The 18,859-nt window shown below is 30.7% G+C and carries 15 protein-coding genes and 2 pseudogenes; 13 read left to right on the top strand and 4 right to left on the bottom strand.

Annotated features, from left to right (window positions below; translation table 11 throughout):
• Positions 1–183: 183 nt before the first annotated feature.
• The 4 genes and pseudogenes from ILS93_RS26760 (at position 184) to ILS93_RS26745 (ending at position 4,795) form a co-directional block, all read left to right on the top strand.
• Positions 184–1,452: a glycoside hydrolase family 5 protein gene (locus ILS93_RS26760; protein ID WP_222661625.1), complete on the top strand. Its 1,269-nt coding sequence runs from the start codon at positions 184–186 to the stop codon at positions 1,450–1,452.
• 362 nt (positions 1,453–1,814) lie between these two features.
• A pseudogene (locus ILS93_RS26755) lies at positions 1,815–2,089 on the top strand (putative mucin/carbohydrate-binding domain-containing protein); the annotation flags it as partial.
• A gap of 255 nt (positions 2,090–2,344) precedes the next feature.
• Positions 2,345–2,893, top strand: coding sequence for a fascin domain-containing protein (locus ILS93_RS26750; protein ID WP_222661624.1), 549 nt, complete (start codon positions 2,345–2,347; stop codon positions 2,891–2,893).
• 1,566 nt (positions 2,894–4,459) lie between these two features.
• On the top strand, positions 4,460–4,795 hold the full coding sequence (locus tag ILS93_RS26745) for a hypothetical protein (RefSeq protein WP_222661623.1): 336 nt from the start codon (positions 4,460–4,462) through the stop codon (positions 4,793–4,795).
• Positions 4,796–5,270: 475 nt separating this feature from the next.
• Here ILS93_RS26745 and ILS93_RS26740 read toward each other — a convergent pair whose 3' ends face one another.
• The 4 genes and pseudogenes from ILS93_RS26740 to ILS93_RS26725 all read right to left on the bottom strand — a co-directional run bounded on the left by ILS93_RS26740 (position 5,271) and on the right by ILS93_RS26725 (position 7,800).
• Positions 5,271–5,645 carry a hypothetical protein gene (locus ILS93_RS26740; RefSeq protein WP_222661622.1) on the bottom strand — a complete coding sequence of 125 codons (375 nt, stop codon included), beginning with the start codon at positions 5,643–5,645 and terminating at the stop codon, positions 5,271–5,273.
• Between the two features lie 723 nt (positions 5,646–6,368).
• On the bottom strand, positions 6,369–6,530 hold the full coding sequence (locus ILS93_RS26735; RefSeq protein WP_081339476.1) for a hypothetical protein: 162 nt from the start codon (positions 6,528–6,530) through the stop codon (positions 6,369–6,371).
• Positions 6,530–6,670 (bottom strand): annotated as a pseudogene (locus ILS93_RS26730) (tetratricopeptide repeat protein); the annotation flags it as partial. The pseudogene ILS93_RS26730 and the gene ILS93_RS26735, both read right to left, overlap by 1 nt.
• A 140-nt stretch (positions 6,671–6,810) precedes the next feature.
• Positions 6,811–7,800: a LacI family DNA-binding transcriptional regulator gene (locus ILS93_RS26725; RefSeq protein WP_088047399.1), complete on the bottom strand. Its 990-nt coding sequence runs from the start codon at positions 7,798–7,800 to the stop codon at positions 6,811–6,813.
• Between the two features lie 98 nt (positions 7,801–7,898).
• On the opposite strand from ILS93_RS26725, the gene ILS93_RS26720 reads away from it, so the two are divergent.
• From ILS93_RS26720 to ILS93_RS26680, 9 genes are all read left to right on the top strand, one after another.
• On the top strand, positions 7,899–9,224 hold the full coding sequence (locus ILS93_RS26720; protein ID WP_016135571.1) for a DegT/DnrJ/EryC1/StrS aminotransferase family protein: 1,326 nt from the start codon (positions 7,899–7,901) through the stop codon (positions 9,222–9,224).
• Positions 9,211–10,071, top strand: coding sequence for an HAD-IIB family hydrolase (locus ILS93_RS26715; protein ID WP_088047397.1), 861 nt, complete (start codon positions 9,211–9,213; stop codon positions 10,069–10,071). The genes ILS93_RS26720 and ILS93_RS26715 overlap by 14 nt, the downstream gene beginning before the upstream one ends.
• A gap of 17 nt (positions 10,072–10,088) precedes the next feature.
• Positions 10,089–11,138, top strand: a complete 1,050-nt coding sequence (locus tag ILS93_RS26710) for a Gfo/Idh/MocA family protein (RefSeq protein ID WP_064474049.1) — start codon at positions 10,089–10,091, stop codon at positions 11,136–11,138.
• A 74-nt stretch (positions 11,139–11,212) separates the two neighbouring features.
• Positions 11,213–12,415, top strand: a complete 1,203-nt coding sequence (locus ILS93_RS26705) for an MFS transporter (protein ID WP_222661621.1) — start codon at positions 11,213–11,215, stop codon at positions 12,413–12,415.
• Positions 12,416–12,718: 303 nt separating this feature from the next.
• Complete coding sequence (locus tag ILS93_RS26700; protein ID WP_046954493.1) at positions 12,719–12,934, top strand: DUF2164 family protein; 216 nt, start codon at positions 12,719–12,721, stop codon at positions 12,932–12,934.
• Positions 12,935–13,329: 395 nt separating this feature from the next.
• The gene (locus ILS93_RS26695) at positions 13,330–15,312 is read left to right on the top strand and encodes a serine hydrolase domain-containing protein (protein WP_222661668.1); all 1,983 of its coding nucleotides are present in this window, start codon (positions 13,330–13,332) and stop codon (positions 15,310–15,312) included.
• A gap of 621 nt (positions 15,313–15,933) precedes the next feature.
• The gene (locus ILS93_RS26690) at positions 15,934–16,521 is read left to right on the top strand and encodes a TetR/AcrR family transcriptional regulator (protein WP_064474052.1); all 588 of its coding nucleotides are present in this window, start codon (positions 15,934–15,936) and stop codon (positions 16,519–16,521) included.
• A gap of 8 nt (positions 16,522–16,529) precedes the next feature.
• Complete coding sequence (locus ILS93_RS26685) at positions 16,530–17,174, top strand: HXXEE domain-containing protein (protein WP_222661620.1); 645 nt, start codon at positions 16,530–16,532, stop codon at positions 17,172–17,174.
• 522 nt (positions 17,175–17,696) lie between these two features.
• On the top strand, positions 17,697–18,365 hold the full coding sequence (locus ILS93_RS26680; RefSeq protein WP_222661619.1) for an exosporium leader peptide-containing protein: 669 nt from the start codon (positions 17,697–17,699) through the stop codon (positions 18,363–18,365).
• The last annotated feature ends 494 nt before the right edge of the window (positions 18,366–18,859 follow it).

Raw genomic sequence — 18,859 nt, 5'->3', positions numbered from 1 at the left:
ACTATTTGAAAAAGAGTGCAAGTCAAAAAGGAATCCGTAAAGGATTCTTTTTTGTTTTTTAGAAAATGATGCAACTTCTTAATTATTTCTTATTTATTTATGAGTGAATGACCTTCCGTTTTATAAACATAAAAGATATTTTTGGAAAATTGCCATATTCCTGTAACAAAACACAGGTATGTTATGTGTGTAAAATATAAAGAGAAAGAAGGAAAAGTTGTGAAAAAATTTTTACCAATTGTTGCGTTGTTAGGCATGATGAGTTTTGGAGTACAGGAAATGAATGTAAGAGCTGATACCTATTACAAGAGCGATTCAAAAATTAGTTTTTGGGATTCAAAAAGGAAGGGTACTAATTTCATGAATAGTACGTCATTACCTGAGAACTATAAAAGTGCAAAAGAAGCTAATATTGAATATGTTCGTTTAGCACCTGATAAATGGGCAAAGGATAAAGATTTTTTATTTGAGGATAAACCAGATACCTCTGGAAAGGATTTTCTGATAGGGAATGCAGATAACTATCAGGGATTAGTAAAGGAGGATTTAGAAAAATTAAAAGCGGATTTAGATGCTGCGCAATCGCAGGGAATGAAAGTTGTTCTTACAATGTTATCCTTGCCTGGTGATCGATGGCGCCAATTTAATAATAACAAGAATGACGACAGAATATGGGAAGAAGAGAAATATCAAGATCAAGCAAGTCAATTTTGGAAAGACCTTGCATTGGTGCTAAAAGATCACCCTGCAGTGGTGGGTTATAATATTATAAATGAACCGCATCCAGAAACAGCTAAAAATAATAGATATAATGACTTTTGGACGGAAGATTACGAGAATTGGTATGCAAAAGTGAAAGGAACGACAGCAGATTTAAACAAATTTTATGAAAAGGTGATTCATTCTATCCGTGAAGTGGACCAAGAAACACCGATTATTTTAGATTCAGGTTTATATGCTACTCCATGGGCCTTTAAATATTTAAACCCAGTAGAGGATAAAAAAACACTTTACGCATTTCATATGTATGAACCATATGAATTAACGAGTCAAGGTGAAAAACAAAATAAGGAATATCAATATCCAGGATTAGTAAAAGTAGGGGATTTAGAGAAACCTGTAATGTGGAATAAACATGGATTAGAGAAATTTTTAAAGCCGATTCAACAATGGTCTAAGAAAAATCATGTACCATCTAATCGAATTATTGCAGAGGAGTTTGGAATTAACCGTACCGTTCCAGGAGCTACCCAATACATGCAAGATCTTATTTCTATCTTCAACCAAAAAGGTTGGCATAAATCATTCTATGCATTCCGCGAAGACACATGGACGGGAATGAATTATGAATTGGGAACAGGAAAAATAAAATGGGACGAAGAGGATAAACCGATACGTCAAGATAATTCACTATGGGATGTAATAAAAAAAGATTTACAGGGGCATAAGTAGTTTAGAATGCTTGGTTTAAGAACTAAATGTAAGCATCTAATTCAAATAGAATTAGATGCTTTTTATATCAAAAAAGGCGGAGTCATATTAAAAATTCCACCTTTCTTTTACATATAGAGTAGCAACCTGGTTTATTTACAATAAATAATAGGATTCTTAGAGAATAGCTTAGAAAAAAGTTGAGGAAGTTTAAATAAAAGTGGTTGCAACTATTTAAACCTTTGAAGTTAAAAAACTTTTATGAATTTTTCGCTAGATTATAAGCTTTAAATGTTGAAATTTATTTACTTATTTCGCAAAATTAATATATTAATACAACTAGATGGGAGTTAAGGGTGTTAAATCAAAACATAATAGTTTGTTATTTTAATAATACGTATGCGAGTATCAAAGTACAGAATTCATCCGGTAGTGTTGTGTACAATAAAGAAATAGTGGGAAATAGACAGCAAACGGCTGAAAGCCAAACTGTGTCAGTCAAAATGGGAGATTATAAGAGTTTACCCATATAGAAGGGGAAGCAGTGAATGAAAAGACTTGGGCTACACTTACTAACCTTGAGAATAATAAGCAAGAATATATAGGCAAAAAAAGAATCTATCAAGTTACTTCAACGGGATTAAACAAAATAGATTAACATGAAAAATATTCAAATTTTTAGTTAGATGCTTAATAGTCGTTCATTATGAACGGCTATTTGGCTTTTATTTAAAATAAAGTGAAATTAATTTTAAAAATATGTTTGAGGACCGAGTGATGTTTAGGTGCTATAGATTTGAGAAAAAAGAAACAGAATAATAAGGTATTTGTTGATAAAGACTTTCTTGTATTACAATATTTTACATATTTGGTATGATGTATATGAGTGTTATATATTAAGGGAGGAATGGGAATGAAGAGGTTCATAACTCATGCAAATGGTAATAAGATCTTTAAAAAGTTGGTTTTAATGGTGTTGCCAATGGTTCTAATGATAATAATGATAACCCCATCGAATGATGCATCGGCAGCCAACCAATCAAATGCAAGTTCACTAAAAGGTGTGAATCTATTTAATGGAAGCTGGACTGTTGCTATACAAGCTGCAAATTTACAATATGTGTCTGCTGAGCCATCGGGAAATGTAGTAGCAAATCGTAGTGTAGTTAATGAATGGGAGAAATTTGAATTAATTCCGACTGGGGAATTATATACGTTTGCTTTAAAAGCGAAAAGTAATGGAAAGTACGTTTCGTTTGAGCCAAATGGTAGAGTAGTAGCAGATCGTACATCAATTGGGGCGTGGGAAAAATTTATTTTATATAATGGTGGAGACAATAGGATATATGTATTACAAGCGTTAAGTAATGGTAGATTTATATCAGCAAATGGTGGTAGAGAATTAACAGCTAATAGTTATGTAGCTGGAAGCTGGGAAAGATTTGTTATTGTGTACTTCTAAATTTGGAAGTGTTATATTTCTAAATGATAATGACATGTTTAGTTAATAATAATGCATAATAAAATAAAGGATTAAGTACTTAAGACAAGTGTATATTTAGGTACAAAAAGGACTACAAGTAATTGTCAGTCCTTTTTGTATGTTAAATAAGTAACTGCTGTAGATGTAATAAGAAGAAAAAGAACCCTATAGGGTTCTTTTTCAAGGCATATTAACTGTAAGGAGAATCATGAAATGCTACTTCAAATCTTTATTAGGGGAAAGATTTTGAAAAAGCTTAACATACATCTATTTTTACATAAATGTAAGATATAGTAAATTGATAATGTTTATACTTACTATTATTAATATTCAATTAAGATAGTTAACACTATGCTTATAGTGTTAACCGGTGTTTAGTGAAGTATACATTGAGATATCTAGTATTAGATTACAATTTTCAAAAAAGCTAATAGATTTATCATTTCAAATTTTAACTAAGATTTAAACGATTTTAATTGAAATTGCGTGTGTATTAACTCTTATAAGCCAATGAAAGTAAATAAAATCAACAAAGACCCTGTAAAAAATACAGGGCCGGATACAGGGTTAAGGGAACACATAGTTTCTTAAAAACATAATAGCATATATTTTTTGTATAGCTATATGAGGATTTTGACAAAATTAAGAACAAGACAGAAAATCTTTGAGAAAGCAAATATAGTAGTGGAAATATGATTTGGAAGTGAACTAATAACATGTTGAAATTGATGAAAATTCTTAAGCATACTGATCAAAATGTCTTTAAATAAGAGGTTTAGGTTTGTGAGATCATTGAATCTTCCTGAAAAAGAAAAATGTTTTTAGATTATAAGAAGAAAAGACACCTTTCGGGTGTCTTTTCTTTTGGTATACAGCTCACATATTGTTGAATTAGATACAAAACCATAATTCGACTATGAAATAAACAACATAAGAAATTTTAACATAATCTGGACTGAACAGAATATGTAATAGTACATTTTTAGTTTTCATTTGGTTTATTGGATAGAGAACAGCAATATAAATAAAAAAGGGCATGCAGTCGTATCTGCCGCCCTTTTTTAGGAGGAATTTAAGACACCAATAGGACAAGTAATGGTAAAAAGGCTCAAAAATAGTATATGTAAAAAGAAAATGTCCTATACCAAAAGTGGACTGAGCTTTATCTTTTTTACTTATTCAAAATCAAATTCCGTCCTTTTCAAAATCAGTAAAGCAAACGTATGGTTTGGAATGAAATTAGAAAAAGTATACATGAAAATGGCAGACAACAATTTTGTTGCCTGCCATTGCCAATGGACTGAATGAGTTAGTCAATTACTATAAATTGCAACCCCATATCAGAAGAGTGAAGCCGCTAGTTCAAACGGCTTAAACCTAGTTTGCCTAATAAAGAGAAAATTATGAGAGGAAATTTTGTTTGCACTATATGAAAAGATAAATAGATATTCATCAGACAAGGATAATACAGCATACCTTGAATAGGGTGTAGGAACGAATTAAGGAAAAGAATGTAATGTTATTAGGGAAGGGACTGAATCAGGAGTGGGAATTTCGGACAGGATTTGGGGAGCCGTGGTTGCCTTTGGTATTGCGACTAATATCACTGCTTGTATAATGGCAGTATACATTCAAAAGTATGAGCTAATGATAAACTGCCTTATAAATATTTTATTTTTAATACTTATAGCTAAAACGTTTATTAAGATGAAAATTAACAAATGGATGGCATTAGGATTTACGTTGGTTGTAATAGAAAAAGGTATTAAGGCAGGTTATGACTTCTACACACATGATTATTATGGTGTCAGTTGGAGTTTAGCTATCATTGTTTATTGCATATACGAGATGGAAAATTATTATGTTGAAACAAATATTTAGCCCCCAAAATAAGTGTTAGTAGGTGGAATTCTTGTTAAAGTATACAATTTTTTTGAACAATGATATTACGGTCCTGTTTTTTACTTCAAGAGAATAAAAAAAGACGCCATAAGGCGCCCCCAATTGGGTAAATGAGGTTTTAGTTTTTTAATTTAAAGAAATTACGTATCAGCTCACAACGAAAGTATATCATAATATGCAATCGAAATAATATGTATTATTACATATCTTAATTTAACAAAAGTAAGATGAGAGTAAATCAAAATATTATAAAAAAGACACTACAAGAGTGTCTTTTTGGGGAAAATACTCTATAATTAACTTTGGGGAAGGTAATGTTAGAGTATTCGTTTAGCATTATCTTTATATTTGATAAACCATGAAATCAAAAGATTTTGTGGTTTATTTTTTGAACAATAGATATTACAGTATTGGCAGTGCGCTATTGATCATTATAAGAGGTAGGATTAAAAATCTAACATCGAATAACGGTTCCAGAATATAGCGTTACGAAATGATTTCCCATATCCAAAACGGTACTTGCCTGTATATAGCCCTTAAAACCTTCTGAAGAATAATAAATTTCTTTTGGTATACTTTCTTTAGATTGGAAATGTGTTTTAGAGTATTTTACATAATGGTTTTTAATAACTTTTGATTCTGGAACAATAGTGTTTTTTTGTTCCAATGTTTGCCTAGCACTAGAAGGTGGTATGAAACTTATAGTGTCTTGGTAATTATGATCTAAGGTGTCAGCTTGTACACTGTGTGACGACACAAAGACGCTTAAACTACTTCCCACAATTAAAGTTGCAAATGCTAACTTTGAGAAATTTGTTAATCTAATCATTTTATAATCTCCTTTTCATTATTTTGCAAGGTACCTCCTTACACCTCACAGTCTATATCCACTACATAAGGGTGTACATACATATTGATAGACAAAATTCTACAAAATACTTCGTGTTTTTTGGTTTGTGAATAATAATTCAATGTTCAAGAATTTATCAGAAGTGAAAATGTAGGCCTTATATAAATGAAAATGAATAATTTATGCAGATCTTGTATATAAAATTATTGTTCAAATATTCTAAAATGAGTTGATAAAGATGATGTGGTATTATTAGACAATAATTGATTCGATAGGATGATTTTGAAAAGTGGATTCTCTTTTTGAGTTTTTATCATATAAAATAACTAAAGAATCAAGTACAAGACCACAATTTAAATAAAAAAAGTGAGAAAAATGATACACATTTTTCTCACTTTCATCAATTAGGGTGGCATATACATAAATATGCGTTTAAGAGGATTTTTGGATGAAAAATCCACATACATAGTATAACAAAATATTTAAGACTCTTCGCATGTAATATTGCATATGAAGAGTTGGTAGATATAATAGTTAGTCTATTTCTATTATTTAACGGATTTTCCGAAAGAGCTCTCCTGTCTTAAGAGAGTGCTGGATGATAGATGAGAGAAGAATTTTGGTTTGGCGTAGCCAAAAAGAACAATACATATTTTGATATTTAAAGACCTTCCAAATGGAGGGTCTTTAAATACACTTATATTAATTTTGTTGTGGTGCACCACCATGATCGCCAACACTATATGAAGGAGCAGGATAATGCCCATGGGTAGCAAGCTGATCTGTTTTAGAAAACTGAGAAATTCCCACCGTTAGAACCCCAATAAAAGCAACACCTGATAATAATAGGCTGATTTTTTTCATTATTTGAACACTCCTTTTTCAATTGATTTTCTTCTTGCTTGGTAACAAATATGGAAATAGTCACTTACCTTTTGGTGGTTCTCTAATTGTCTACATTTTGTAGCAAATAATTCAGCGTATTCGACAACATATTCCCATTCTTTCTTAATAACATTATATATTTGGCTTCGTGAAAAGCATTTTAATGGATTGTTTTAGCTTAATATAAAAAGAGGACGCATTATTATTTACGTCCTCTTTTTATATAATAGATAAATTTAAGCAGAAACATTTATTTTAATTATGTAGATTCACGAATAATTAAGTTAGTAGGATATTCGATAATTTTACGTTTAATAGATTCATCTGTATTTATATATAGTAGTATCTCGTTAACGGTTCGTTTACTCAGTTTAACAATTGGAATATCAATAGTACTAATTGTTGGGGTTGTAACTGTACAAATTAATTGATTATCATAACCACAAACAGCTAAGTCAGTTGGAATAGAATATCCTTTAATAGTAGCTCCTTTAATGACTCCAGCAGCAACTTGATCATTTCCTGTAAATAATGCAGTAGGTTTATCTTTTAATTTATCTAGCTTCTCAAAAATTCTAAACCCATCATTAATAGTAATTGCATCTCCAAATAGCCATTTTTTATTGAATGGTAATTGTTTTTCTTTTAAGGCATGCAGATAACCTTGTTGGCGTTTTAATTGTGCTTGACTATTAAGAGAATCAAAACAAAAGCCAATTTTTTTATGACCTTTGCTTATTAAATGTTTAACAGCTTTGTATCCAGCTTCAAATTCATCGTAACAAATTACCGGAATAGGTGCATTTTCCTCATACTCATTACAAAGTATTATGGGCCCATATGCTAAATAATGCTCTATATTTTCCCAACTATTTTCTAGGGATGCGAGAATTACACCATCTACAGCTTTATTCTTTAGTAAGGAAAGTAATTCAAGTTCAATTTTTTTCTCATAAAAAGTCTGATAAATTAGCAATTTGTAATTATGCTTTAATAATTCTTTAGAAATTTCTCTAGCTAATTTTCCGAAAAAGGGATGATCTATATTGGGAATTGATAGTGCAATGGTTTGTGTCTTATTTATCCTAAGATTCCTTGCAATAGAACTAGGAGTATAGTTGAATTCTTGCATTACTTTTATTATTTTCTCACGTTTTTCTGAATTTACATAAGGATGATTATTTAGAACTCTTGAAACCGTAGCATTTGATACATTACATAATTTAGCTATTTCATTAATTGTTACCATAGAGAAACCCTCCGTAAAAAATATGTTGACATGTAATCGATAACATAAAATATAGTCTACTCATGATTTTCAAAATAATTTCTTAGAGGTGATTTAACGTGAAAACTCTTACTACAATTTCTGGACATAGTAAAGACAATTTAGCTTTATTAAAGTGCCTCCAGGGGGAAACAAAAGAAAAAGAATTTGAAATTAGTAATATATTACCGAATCACAAGATGAAAGAGAAATTATTTAGGGAAAACAAATTGAAAATAGATATTGATATAGAAAAAGATATTTTCAATTATAGCAGAAAAAATATACAGAAAATAGAATTTATGCCAGTTAATCGGTTGATTTCTCAAGATGAGGTTGAAAAAATTATAGGGGTTTTAAAAGATGTTTTACCGACAGGTCAATTCACAAGTGGACCATTTTCAAAAAAACTAGAAGAAGTAATCGGAAGTTATTTAAATAAAAAGTTTGTAATTGCAACAAGTAGTGGCACAGATGCTCTTATGGTGTCATTGTTATCTATTGGTATCCAGCCGGGGGATGAAGTAATTATGCCAGCTAATAGTTTTGCTGCTACTGAAAATGCTGTGTTAGCAGTCGGAGCAAAACCTATATTTGTAGATATAGATCAGAAGAGTTATTGTATTGATCCTTCTAAAATCGAAGAAGCTATCACCCAAAAAACTAAATGCATTTTGCCTGTACATTTGTATGGTAAACAATGTGAAATGAAAAAAATTCGTGAAATCGCGGATATATATCAATTAAGAGTTATTGAAGATGCATGTCAAGCTATTGGTTCTTCAAATCTTGGAGAATATGGAGATATTATTGTTCTTAGTTTTAACCCATATAAGAATTTTGGTGTATGTGGTAAGGCAGGTGCAATAGTTACCGATAATGAAACTCTTGCAATACGTTGCAATCAATATAGTTATCATGGATTTGAAATTGATAAAAAAAATAAAAAGGTATTAGACTTTGGATTCAATTCTAAAATTGATAATTTGCAAGCAGCGATTGGTTTGGAAAGAATTAAGTATTTATCATACAACAATTTAAAAAGAGCGTATTTAGCTCAACGATATATACGTGATTTAAAGGAATTAGAAGATAGAGAATTAATTAAGCTACCTAAGATGACAGAAGATAATGTCTGGCACCTTTTTCCGATTAGAGTTGAAAATGGAAGAAGAGACGAGTTGAAAAATAAATTGTACCAATTGTATAACATTGAAACAGATATTTATTATCCGGTATTATCTCATAAACAAAATACTAAGTGGGTAAAGGAAAATGATTTGCAAAAAAATATATTAAATACAGAGCAAGTTCATAAAGAAATATTACATTTACCTTTACACCCAAACATGATGTTAGAAGAGCAAAATTTCGTTTTGGAGGGATTATTCAATGTCAATAAATAATGAAGTTTTAAAGTCTTTAAATTTTGAAAGACTACCGCAGGTTAAAAAGCCTAAATATGTAGTGTTCTGTGATTTTGATGAAACTTATTATCCTCATAACATGGATGATTCTAAAAGAAGCAATATGAAATTGTTAGAAAAGTATTTGTATGAACACGGAAGTAAAGGGGATTTAGTAATTGGTTGGGTAACGGGAAGTAGTTTAGAATCAATTGTTGAAAAAATGAAAAAGGGTGGTATGCAGTATTTCCCTCATTTTGTGGCGAGTGGATTAGGTACAGAAATAACGTACTTTGATAGTAATGGGACTACTATAGATGATCAAATTTGGGAAGGGAGAATTATAGAGGGTGGTTTTGATTCTTCAAAGATTGAAAGAATTCTTAAATTGCTAGAAATAAAATATGAAATTTTTTTAAGACCTCAGACACAATTAGGAAGTTCTAAGTACAAATTTAATTTTTATTATGAAGAGCAAAATGAATTTATTGATGCAAAGAATTTAGAAAAGATAGAAGAAATCGGAGAAATATTCCAAGTTGGAGTTAATATTAACAAATGTAATCCATTAGCTGGTGATCCAGAAAATTGCTATGATGTAGATTTTATTCCACTTGGAACAGGTAAAGATGAGATAGTGAAATTTATTTTAGACAAGTACGAACTAGATAAAACAAATGCAATAGCTTTTGGAGATAGTGGGAATGATTTAAGAATGCTACAAGCTGTAAGACATGGTTATTTAGTAGAAAATGCAACAGAAGAGGCTAAAAAAATACACTCAATGTTAGCTCAAGGTGAATACTCGATTGGAATTTTAAATACTCTAAAGCACATTATTAATTAAAAGGGGATGTTCATATAATGAATATTGGAATTATAGGTGCAGGAAGTATTGCAAGAGCTCATTCTAGAGCATTATCAACTGTTGATAATTGTAAATTAGTTGGAGTGTATGATGTTAATTATGAGAATGCCGATAAATTGATAGGGGATTTTGGTGGGAAGGTTTTTAATAGCTATGAAGAGTTACTAGAAGTAGTTGAGGGGGTAATAATATCTTCCCCGAATTTTTGTCATAAATCTCAAGCTGTTCAAGCGCTATTAAAAAACAAACATGTGTTATGTGAAAAGCCAATGGCAATCTCTTGTGAAGAAGCAAAATATATGATGACAATAGCAAAAAATACTAATTTAGTCGCTTCAATGGGTTTTAACTATCGCTACTTATCTTATGTAAAGGCTTTAAAACAATTAATTCAAAATGAAGAATTAGGGGATATAGTAGTGATAAGATTGCATTTTAAAAAGAATAGCGCTTTTAGAAGAACTTCGTTTACTTGGCGAGATGATTTTCAAAGTAATAAAACTAGTGGGGCCTTGGGAGATTTGGGGATCCATCTAATAGACTTACTATGGTTTTTGTTCGAGAGTGATTTTAGAGAGGATACCGTTCGTACTAAAATTAAAACAAATGTTAAGGAAAAAGAAAGCAAACCAGTATTTGTTGATGACTATGCTGAGGTGTATGGCCAATTGAAAAATAAGGTTTTTGTTAATATTACAACATCTAAAAGTTCGTTTCTTGACGATTGTGGTTTTAGTATAGAGGTAATAGGTACGAAGAAAGAATATAAGTATTCTTCTAAAGAGCCAAATAAATATGTACTCTTTGATGGATTGGAAAAACATGAAATCCCATTACCATTACCTTTACTAGTCGATCCAGAAAATGAGATTTTTGAATGGTCTGATTCTTTTAGAAGTGAAATTATAGAATGGGCAAAGGCTGCGGAAGGTGGACCTAAAAAGTCTGTAGCAACATTTGAAGATGGATTTCGTTCACAAGTTATATTGGATATGTTTTTTGATAAGAGCAGTAGTAATAAAGAACGATCTGTAGCAACTATTTAGTTTTATGGTAAAAACAGGGGTTTAGAACATTTACTTAAATCCCTGTTTTTATTTTGGATTGGAGTTGAGAAAAGATGCGGTTAATGTTTTATTATGGTTGCTTGTTTTATTTTATTGTAGGAATAATACATGTTTGCATAGGTAGTTTAATTCCTTCATTAATACAATATTATGGAAGAACCCCTGATCAATTAGGTGTTTTAATATTTTTTCAATTCACAGGTTTTTTATTCGGTGTTCTAAGTTCACCCATACTAGTAAGAAAGTATCATTATTTTAAAACTATAACATTAGGTGTTTTAGTAATGTCCATTGTTCTAGGAGGTTTTATATATATTAAAGAATGGGCATATTTAGCCGTTATTTGCTTTGTATTAGGCTATGGAGCAGGTTTGTTAGAAACTACGGTGGGTTCCTTTATTATTTCAGCAGAAAGGAATAGTGCTGCTAAATTTAGCATTCTCGAAGTATGGTTTGGGGTTGGGGCGCTAGGGTTTCCGTTACTAGTTAATTATATTATAAAATTTTATGAATGGTATTTTATTCTTTATGGGATATTACTATTCTTTATTTTTACACTATTTGTTTGGTACATGTTTGGACGTACAAAATTTCTGAATTTTTCTCCTCAAAATAATGAAAAGGGAGGAGTATCCCTTTCCTCATTTACTCTAAAATTTAAAAGTGAAAAGATTACAGTTATATTATTTATTTCACTTTTTGCATTCTTATATGCAGGCATAGAAACTAATCTTGCAAATTTTTTATCTACAATAATGATTCTTACCAATAATGAATTAATCAGTTCAGTAAGTATATCTTGTTTTTGGCTAGCAATAGTTATAGGAAGATTACTTGTAGGTAAGCTAGCCCATAAATTTAATTATTGGACATACATTACATATAGTTGCTTTACATTAGTGATTCTTTTATCTCTATTTCCCTTTGTTCGAGGTACAGGTATGTATTTGTTTATCATCTTTATTATTGGTTTAGTCATAGCGGGTGTTTTTCCAATAACATTAATCCTAGCTTCCCGTATTATGGAAAATAATATTGATCAAGTGACTAGTCTATTTATTGCATCGGCCAGTTTAGGGGGGGCATTAGTATCTTTCCTAATTAGCTGGAGTCTATCATTAAATACTATCACTGTTACTTTTGGGATATTTTCTCTTTTTGCATTTAGTCTAGGTTGTATTATTTTAAAAATGAGGAAAATTTCAACTTACAGTAATGAAAGTACCAAAAAAGTAGAAAGTATGAAAAATTTATAGAAAAAATTTTTCATAATGTGAAAAAGGTAATATTATGTGGAATCTCTAAAAAAATTGATAAAGTTAAAAATTCCGTATTTGGGCTTTGTTTTATATATTGTAATGTGTAATATAGAAATCAGAGTTACTTCAAAAATAAAAATGATATGCAATAGTGAACAGTTTTCAGGTGATTGAATGTCATGATATGAAAAGAATGCCTTGTTGTATATACAATAAGGTGGTAAAGAACATATTTTCATAAGTAATAAAAAGTTATTTTAATTAGCTTTTCAGATTAATCTAAGAGGGGTTTGTTATCGAATGGAGATAAAGATTAGTAAAAAGGATAAGATTGTTATCTCTAAAAAATTAAAGTCTTTTTTAGCTGAACAATATTCACTGGAATTGGGTGAATACATAAGCTATGAGTTACTTGAATTCATAATAAAGGAATTAAATCCACATTTTAATCAAGTTACTAGGGACAGGTTGGAAATGTTGTTAAAGAATATAGAGAAAGATATATACAGTCAATAGACTTTAAATGAGAATTGAAAAACTATAATATCATTTTAGATATCTTAATACCCAGTAAGAATAGAATAAGTAATGCGTTATAAAACACCCATCCAATTTTATTGATTATAGAGGATGGGTGTTTTCTTCATATAGGATGTTATGAAAAAACTGTCGATGAAAGTCTACATTAAAGACTATCCCGCATTTTTGTATGCTATAGCACACTCTACAACTAAGACCTAATGATATATATATACTAATTCAAAAGCGGAACGGTTAATAAATAGCAGAATAGAAATAAAATTAGAAAAAATACCTATATAATGGTAGAATATGGTTGGTAAACCTATAGATGAATAATCAATAAATCTAGTTTTAAAGGGGGAAATAATTTGGGGAATAGGAACAAAAGAATGAAAATTTATTTTCAAAGGTTAGTAGCTGTAAGTGTTTGTTTTTTGTTAGTTTTTTTGGGGAGCAATTATTCAAAAGCCGAAACTGTTGCACCAATAACATTAAATCCTAAAGATATAGAAGCGTTCACCAATAAAGTAATCCCAGAGAAAATGAAAAAAGAAAACGCGGCTGGTGTAGCTCTTGTCGTTGTAAAGGATAATCAAATTCTATTTCAAAAGGGATTCGGATTTTCCAATAAAGAAAAGAATACTCCCATCGATCCTAAAAAAACAGTTTTTCGATTAGCGTCAATATCAAAAGTTTTTACTGCTAGTGCTGTCATGCAGTTAGTTGAACAAGGAAAAATTGATTTAAATAAAGATATAGTAAATTATATGGGGGGATTAAAGTACCAAAATAACATGGGTGAACCAGTTACAATGGAGCATTTACTTACCCATACAACAGGGTTTGATTACGTAGATCCTAGACCCGAGGACATCCATTATCAAGAAAATGATTATACAATGCTTAAAGATTATGTAGAAGATAATATGCCCACTGTAGTGAGAAAGCCAGGAGATACATATACATATGATAATTTTGCTTCTATGCTTCAAGGGTATATTGTTCAAAATCTGACAAACACACCTTTTTATAAATATATGGCCAAAAATATTTTTTACCCTCTAGAAATGCATAATAGTAGTTTTGTTATGACTAATTTTATTAAAGAAAAGTTAGCAACAGGATATGATGCTACAGGTAATGCCATCCCATTTTACCAAACTAGACCAACAGATATGCCACAAGGGAGTATGTTTTCTACAGGGAGTGATGTAGCCAATTTCATGATTGCTCAATTGAATGATGGTAAATTTAAAAATAACCAAATACTACAAAAAGAAACTGTAGAAGATATGCAAAAAACAAAATTTGCTTTACATCCCAAATACCCTAACATGACATACGGATTTGAGTTCTTTTCACCACAAAGTCATAATGGGCAATATGTGTTCGGTAAAGGTGGAAATATACCAGGTTTTTCATCTTTAATGTGGTTAATTCCAGAGCATAAAATTGGAGTTTTTGTTGTTACAAATAAAGATAGTTCAGCACTTCCTGTTGAAGTATTTGATGATTTTATGAATCACTATTTTCCAGATAAAACAAAGCCTGAATATTTAACCCCTAATGAAGAAGAATTAAAGAAATTTGAAGGTGTTTATCGTGATTTGAGATTAAAAAACCTAATGTCACATGTAACCATAAGTGAAGGAAAGTTATATGTAAGTGATAAAGTATATGGTAAACAGGAGCTAAAACAAATAGACCCTTTACTATTTGAGGATGAAAAAGGGAATTATATGGCATTTAAACTTCACAAAGATGGTACTGTGAAAGAAATGATACATTGGAACTCTGGCAGCTCAGCAGTGAAGTTAAGTGAGCCCGAGAGATTTAAAGACGTAGATGAAAATCATCCGTATGCTAAGTTTATAAATCCTTTACATCAATACGAGGTATTACAAGCAAATAAGGAGGGGAATTTCAATCCAGAATCTTCTCTTACACGGGCAGAATTTGCATATTGGTTATCTCAAATTGCTTACTTTTCACCACCTTCAAAAAAAGAACCAGTGTTTTCTGATGTGAAAAATCATCCGTATGCACCACATATTCAAAAGTTATATGAATTTGGTATTTTATATGAAAAAGAAGGGGAACAATTCTCTCCAGACCGTGCAATTACTAGACAAGAAGCAGCATGGATTACCTGGCAGTATTTAAAAATGTTAGGAGCGCCATCTGCAGATGCAACATTAAAAGGAGAAACTGATGTTTGGGCAATAGAATCCGTGAAAAACATTGTAGGTCATCGTTTAGTAGGGCCTGAGGTTATATATAATGAAGATGGATCAGCAGATTATCTATCAAAACAAAGTATGAAACGACAAGAGGCAGCAGCATTGTTATTTTACGTTTTGTTATCTAGTTAATTTGTTTTGAGGTAAATTTCACAAAAAGAAAACATCTAAAGAGCTTGAAATAATACACAGAAAAAGAATAGTCTTCGATCAATGATTTATCGTAACAAACAGGGATGAATAAGTTATAACCATGCTCCAAATCTTAAGTAGAGCTGGTAATAGAAGGATTTCTTAAATGTTTTGTAAGGTGAGGAGCTCCTTTCAGGGGAGCTTTTTTTTATTTTATTATTAATAATTTCATATACCGTAATTATTAATAATAAAATAAAAATCTACAACAAGGGGATTCAGTCCAAGCTAGGTCTTAGTAATACACTAGATACCAACAAATATGATGTATAAAAAATTGTGTTCATCTTTTTTAGTTAAGGAAAATAATGTTAATTTATTTGATTATTTACACAACAGTTCAATTATTAAAATTACTGACTGCTCACATTATGGAGGGACTGGAAAACAACAAAGACGTTCTCAAATGTATATATAAACTTTAATAACAAAGATAAAAAAGAATAGGGAATCGGAAATGTCGAAAGGATTAAATTGATATTAAAAATTGAAGGTGATACTATAAATTTAAACAATGTTTAAAACGTTGTTTAATTGATAAATTTTAGAGGAGGAGATAAGTTGAGGGGAAATGAAAACATATCTACGAAAGAAAAGATTTTAAATACAACATTAGAGTTAATTAAAGACAAAGGCTTCGAAAGTGTAACAATAAGAAAAATTGCGGCATTGTCAGATACTAATATTGCGCTTATCAATTACCATTTTGGCTCAAAAGAAAAGTTGATTAGTGAAACAATTAAAGTCTTATTAATTAGCTTTCAATACACTTTTTCTATTTTAGATGATATTAAAGTGCCAGCAAAAGAAAGATTAAAAATATTTTTACTTGATTATGTACTAGTAATTCGGCAATACCCCGAGTTAGTTAGGAAAATTATTGCAATGGGAACTACGGTATTTACATCTCAATACGAATATGGAGATTTTTTGAAGAGGCTCGGTTTTAGTAAAGTGAAGAATATTTTGAGTGAAATAACAAATGAAACGGATCAGGAAATTTTAATGATGATGACAGTGCAAATATTCGGATCCATTTTTCTTCCAGCATTAATGATGCCAATTCTTGAATCAGGGGCAGATATAAGAATACTGCCTGTAGAAAAGCAAATTGATTTCCTATTTGAACGCTATTTTTATAAAAATTGAGATAGTGGGTGATAGAGATGATTAGTTTCTTTAGAAAGCATTGGTGTGATGTAGGGTTAGTTATGGCAATTGTTGTCGTAGGTTGTTTGGTCACCAATTTTGGAGAAATGAGTGAAATAAAAGTACTGTTAGCGTTAAGTTTTGTAGCCATTTTAGTGCATCAATTTGAAGAGTATCGTTGGCCAGGTTATTTTGCTGGTCTGTTTAATGTAGTTATATTTAAAAGTGATATACCAGATCGCTATCCATTAAATACACAATCTGCTATGGTAATAAATATTTTGATTGCGTATGTTTTTTATTTACTTCCGGTTTTCTTTCCAAATATTATATGGCTTGGGTTGGCCCCTATTTTAATGGGATTTTTTCAATTCATATGGCATGGTATTTTTGCGAATATAAAAGCTAAAACAATATACAACCCAGGATTAGGTGCGGTTGTATTACTACATGTTCCGATTGGTTATGCATATATGAGATATGTTCTTTTACACAATTTAGCTACAAATTTGGATTGGATATTAGGGATAATCTATTTTCTAGTAGCTACCTATTTTTTAATTATAAAAGGAAATATGTTACTGAAAAGTAAGGAGACAAATTATTATTTTTCTAAAAAGCAATTAGGTCCGTACAATGATGCATTAAAGTGATTCAGAAGGGATTTTGGATGCAGAATAAAGTACAAGTGGATTACAAAAGGTGCGTAGGTGCCTTTTTTTGAAGGAGATTTTTGTATTTTGGGGTATCACTATATCGCAATCAACTTAAGAAATTAATTGTTCACCAAAACGAAAAAAATGAGCCAAATTGTATAAATAACTGTAAAAGGGGCAAATTTTCGTTTTTGGATGTCATAAAATTCTTAAGTTGATGGGCATGTGGCGGTACTCCATATACCACCATTCTAAATCAATTATTTTACTACCTTATTCATAGTTTCTATATATTTATTAAATTCATCATCTTTCATATCACCATCCATCTGTAAAAAGGAAATTCCCTCCGTACATCCAATTCGGAAGATTTAGACCAAGCATAATAAATCCAGCTACAAGCTTTTTTTCATATTTTGTAAAATAAAAAGGAGAAATTCCGCTTATGTGAAGATCATTTGTCTAGTAATGAGCATTTAATAATTATGGTAAGTACAAGCATCATAAGGAGATGTGTGCATGAATAAAGAAAATGAATTTTTGATTGGAGCAGCATTTGATCCGAACTTACTGGGTCCTACATTGCCACCTATCCCGCCTTTTACATTGCCAACAGGACCCACTGGTTCGACTGGGACTACAGGTCCTACTGGTCCGACTGGAATAACAGGACCTACAGGATTCACTGGATCAACCGGAGAAACCGGATTAACGGGACCAACAGGAATTGGAAGTACTGTAGCTTATGGAGCATTGTATGATAGATCTAATACACTTCGTACAGCAAATGTAGGCCAAAAAGTAGTTTTCCAGAATCTTGGTCCATCTTTGGGAACAAATCTAGATTTATTAAATAATAGTATCCAAGTGTTGAGTGGTGGAATATATGAAATTAATATGGATTTAACAGCAAGAGTCTTTAATCGTGATTTAACCCCTGCAAATACAGTTTTAAAATTTAGGTTATATATTAATGACATTACACCTGTTCAAGAAAGTGAATTTGAAGGTACGACATCTATAAGTACAGATGTCCCTGCAAACGTTTTGAATGCGTATACCATCGGGAAAACAGTATTAATTAGATTAAATGCAAATGATTCATTAAGTATTATAATTGATGTTGCACAAGGTGAAGTTTCTTCTTATGGAAATCCATCTTTAGTGGTAACAAGAATTGCAGATTAATATCGGGCGTTAGAGAAAAAATTTTAATAATAAATTGAACGAAGCTGTTCAATAAGAAGTGAAAAAGTTCGCCATTTAATACAATAAGAGCATGTTTTTAATAAACGTTTTTAAAAACATGCTCTTTCAGTTTGTTAATATTTTTGAATCTTGTGGTAGCACGCCATGCCCATCAAGCTGATATTCTTAGACATCTCCATAACGAGAATTCTACCTTTTTACAGTTATTTATAAGAATTCGTCTCATTTTTTTCGTTTTGGGTGACAATTAATTTTTTAAGTTGATGACCATGTGGTGCTACCCCATATAGTAATGTCGATGGGTAATATTAACAAAATATTCATTTAAATCAGATAAAACAAGAGTGTTTTTAACTTATAATAATATTATTACTCCGATGAGTTAAATTGAAAACTAATTTCAGGTAGGAGGAGGATAATGAAGACCAGAGAAAGTTATAAAATTGTTGTAATTGGTGCTGGAACTGCTGGAA

This window comes from Bacillus sp. 16GRE42, from assembly GCF_019837435.1.
Lineage (GTDB): Bacteria > Bacillota > Bacilli > Bacillales > Bacillaceae_G > Bacillus_A > Bacillus_A wiedmannii.
Note: the sequence above shows the minus strand (reverse complement) of the source record. Positions and strands in the feature narration are given on the sequence as shown.

Bases quoted from the DNA above. Each gene is read 5' to 3' on its own strand.
- ILS93_RS26750 (WP_222661624.1), top strand. From the start codon at position 2,345: ATGAAGAGGTTCATAACTCATGCAAATGGTAATAAGATCTTTAAAAAG.
- ILS93_RS26700 (WP_046954493.1), top strand. From the start codon at position 12,719: ATGGAGATAAAGATTAGTAAAAAGGATAAGATTGTTATCTCTAAAAAA.
- ILS93_RS26740 (WP_222661622.1), bottom strand. From the start codon at position 5,645: ATGATTAGATTAACAAATTTCTCAAAGTTAGCATTTGCAACTTTAATT.
- ILS93_RS26725 (WP_088047399.1), bottom strand. From the start codon at position 7,800: ATGGTAACAATTAATGAAATAGCTAAATTATGTAATGTATCAAATGCT.
- ILS93_RS26735 (WP_081339476.1), bottom strand. From the start codon at position 6,530: ATGAAAAAAATCAGCCTATTATTATCAGGTGTTGCTTTTATTGGGGTT.
- ILS93_RS26705 (WP_222661621.1), top strand. From the start codon at position 11,213: ATGCGGTTAATGTTTTATTATGGTTGCTTGTTTTATTTTATTGTAGGA.
- ILS93_RS26715 (WP_088047397.1), top strand. From the start codon at position 9,211: ATGTCAATAAATAATGAAGTTTTAAAGTCTTTAAATTTTGAAAGACTA.
- ILS93_RS26710 (WP_064474049.1), top strand. From the start codon at position 10,089: ATGAATATTGGAATTATAGGTGCAGGAAGTATTGCAAGAGCTCATTCT.
- ILS93_RS26695 (WP_222661668.1), top strand. From the start codon at position 13,330: ATGAAAATTTATTTTCAAAGGTTAGTAGCTGTAAGTGTTTGTTTTTTG.
- ILS93_RS26760 (WP_222661625.1), top strand. From the start codon at position 184: ATGTGTGTAAAATATAAAGAGAAAGAAGGAAAAGTTGTGAAAAAATTT.
- ILS93_RS26680 (WP_222661619.1), top strand. From the start codon at position 17,697: ATGAATAAAGAAAATGAATTTTTGATTGGAGCAGCATTTGATCCGAAC.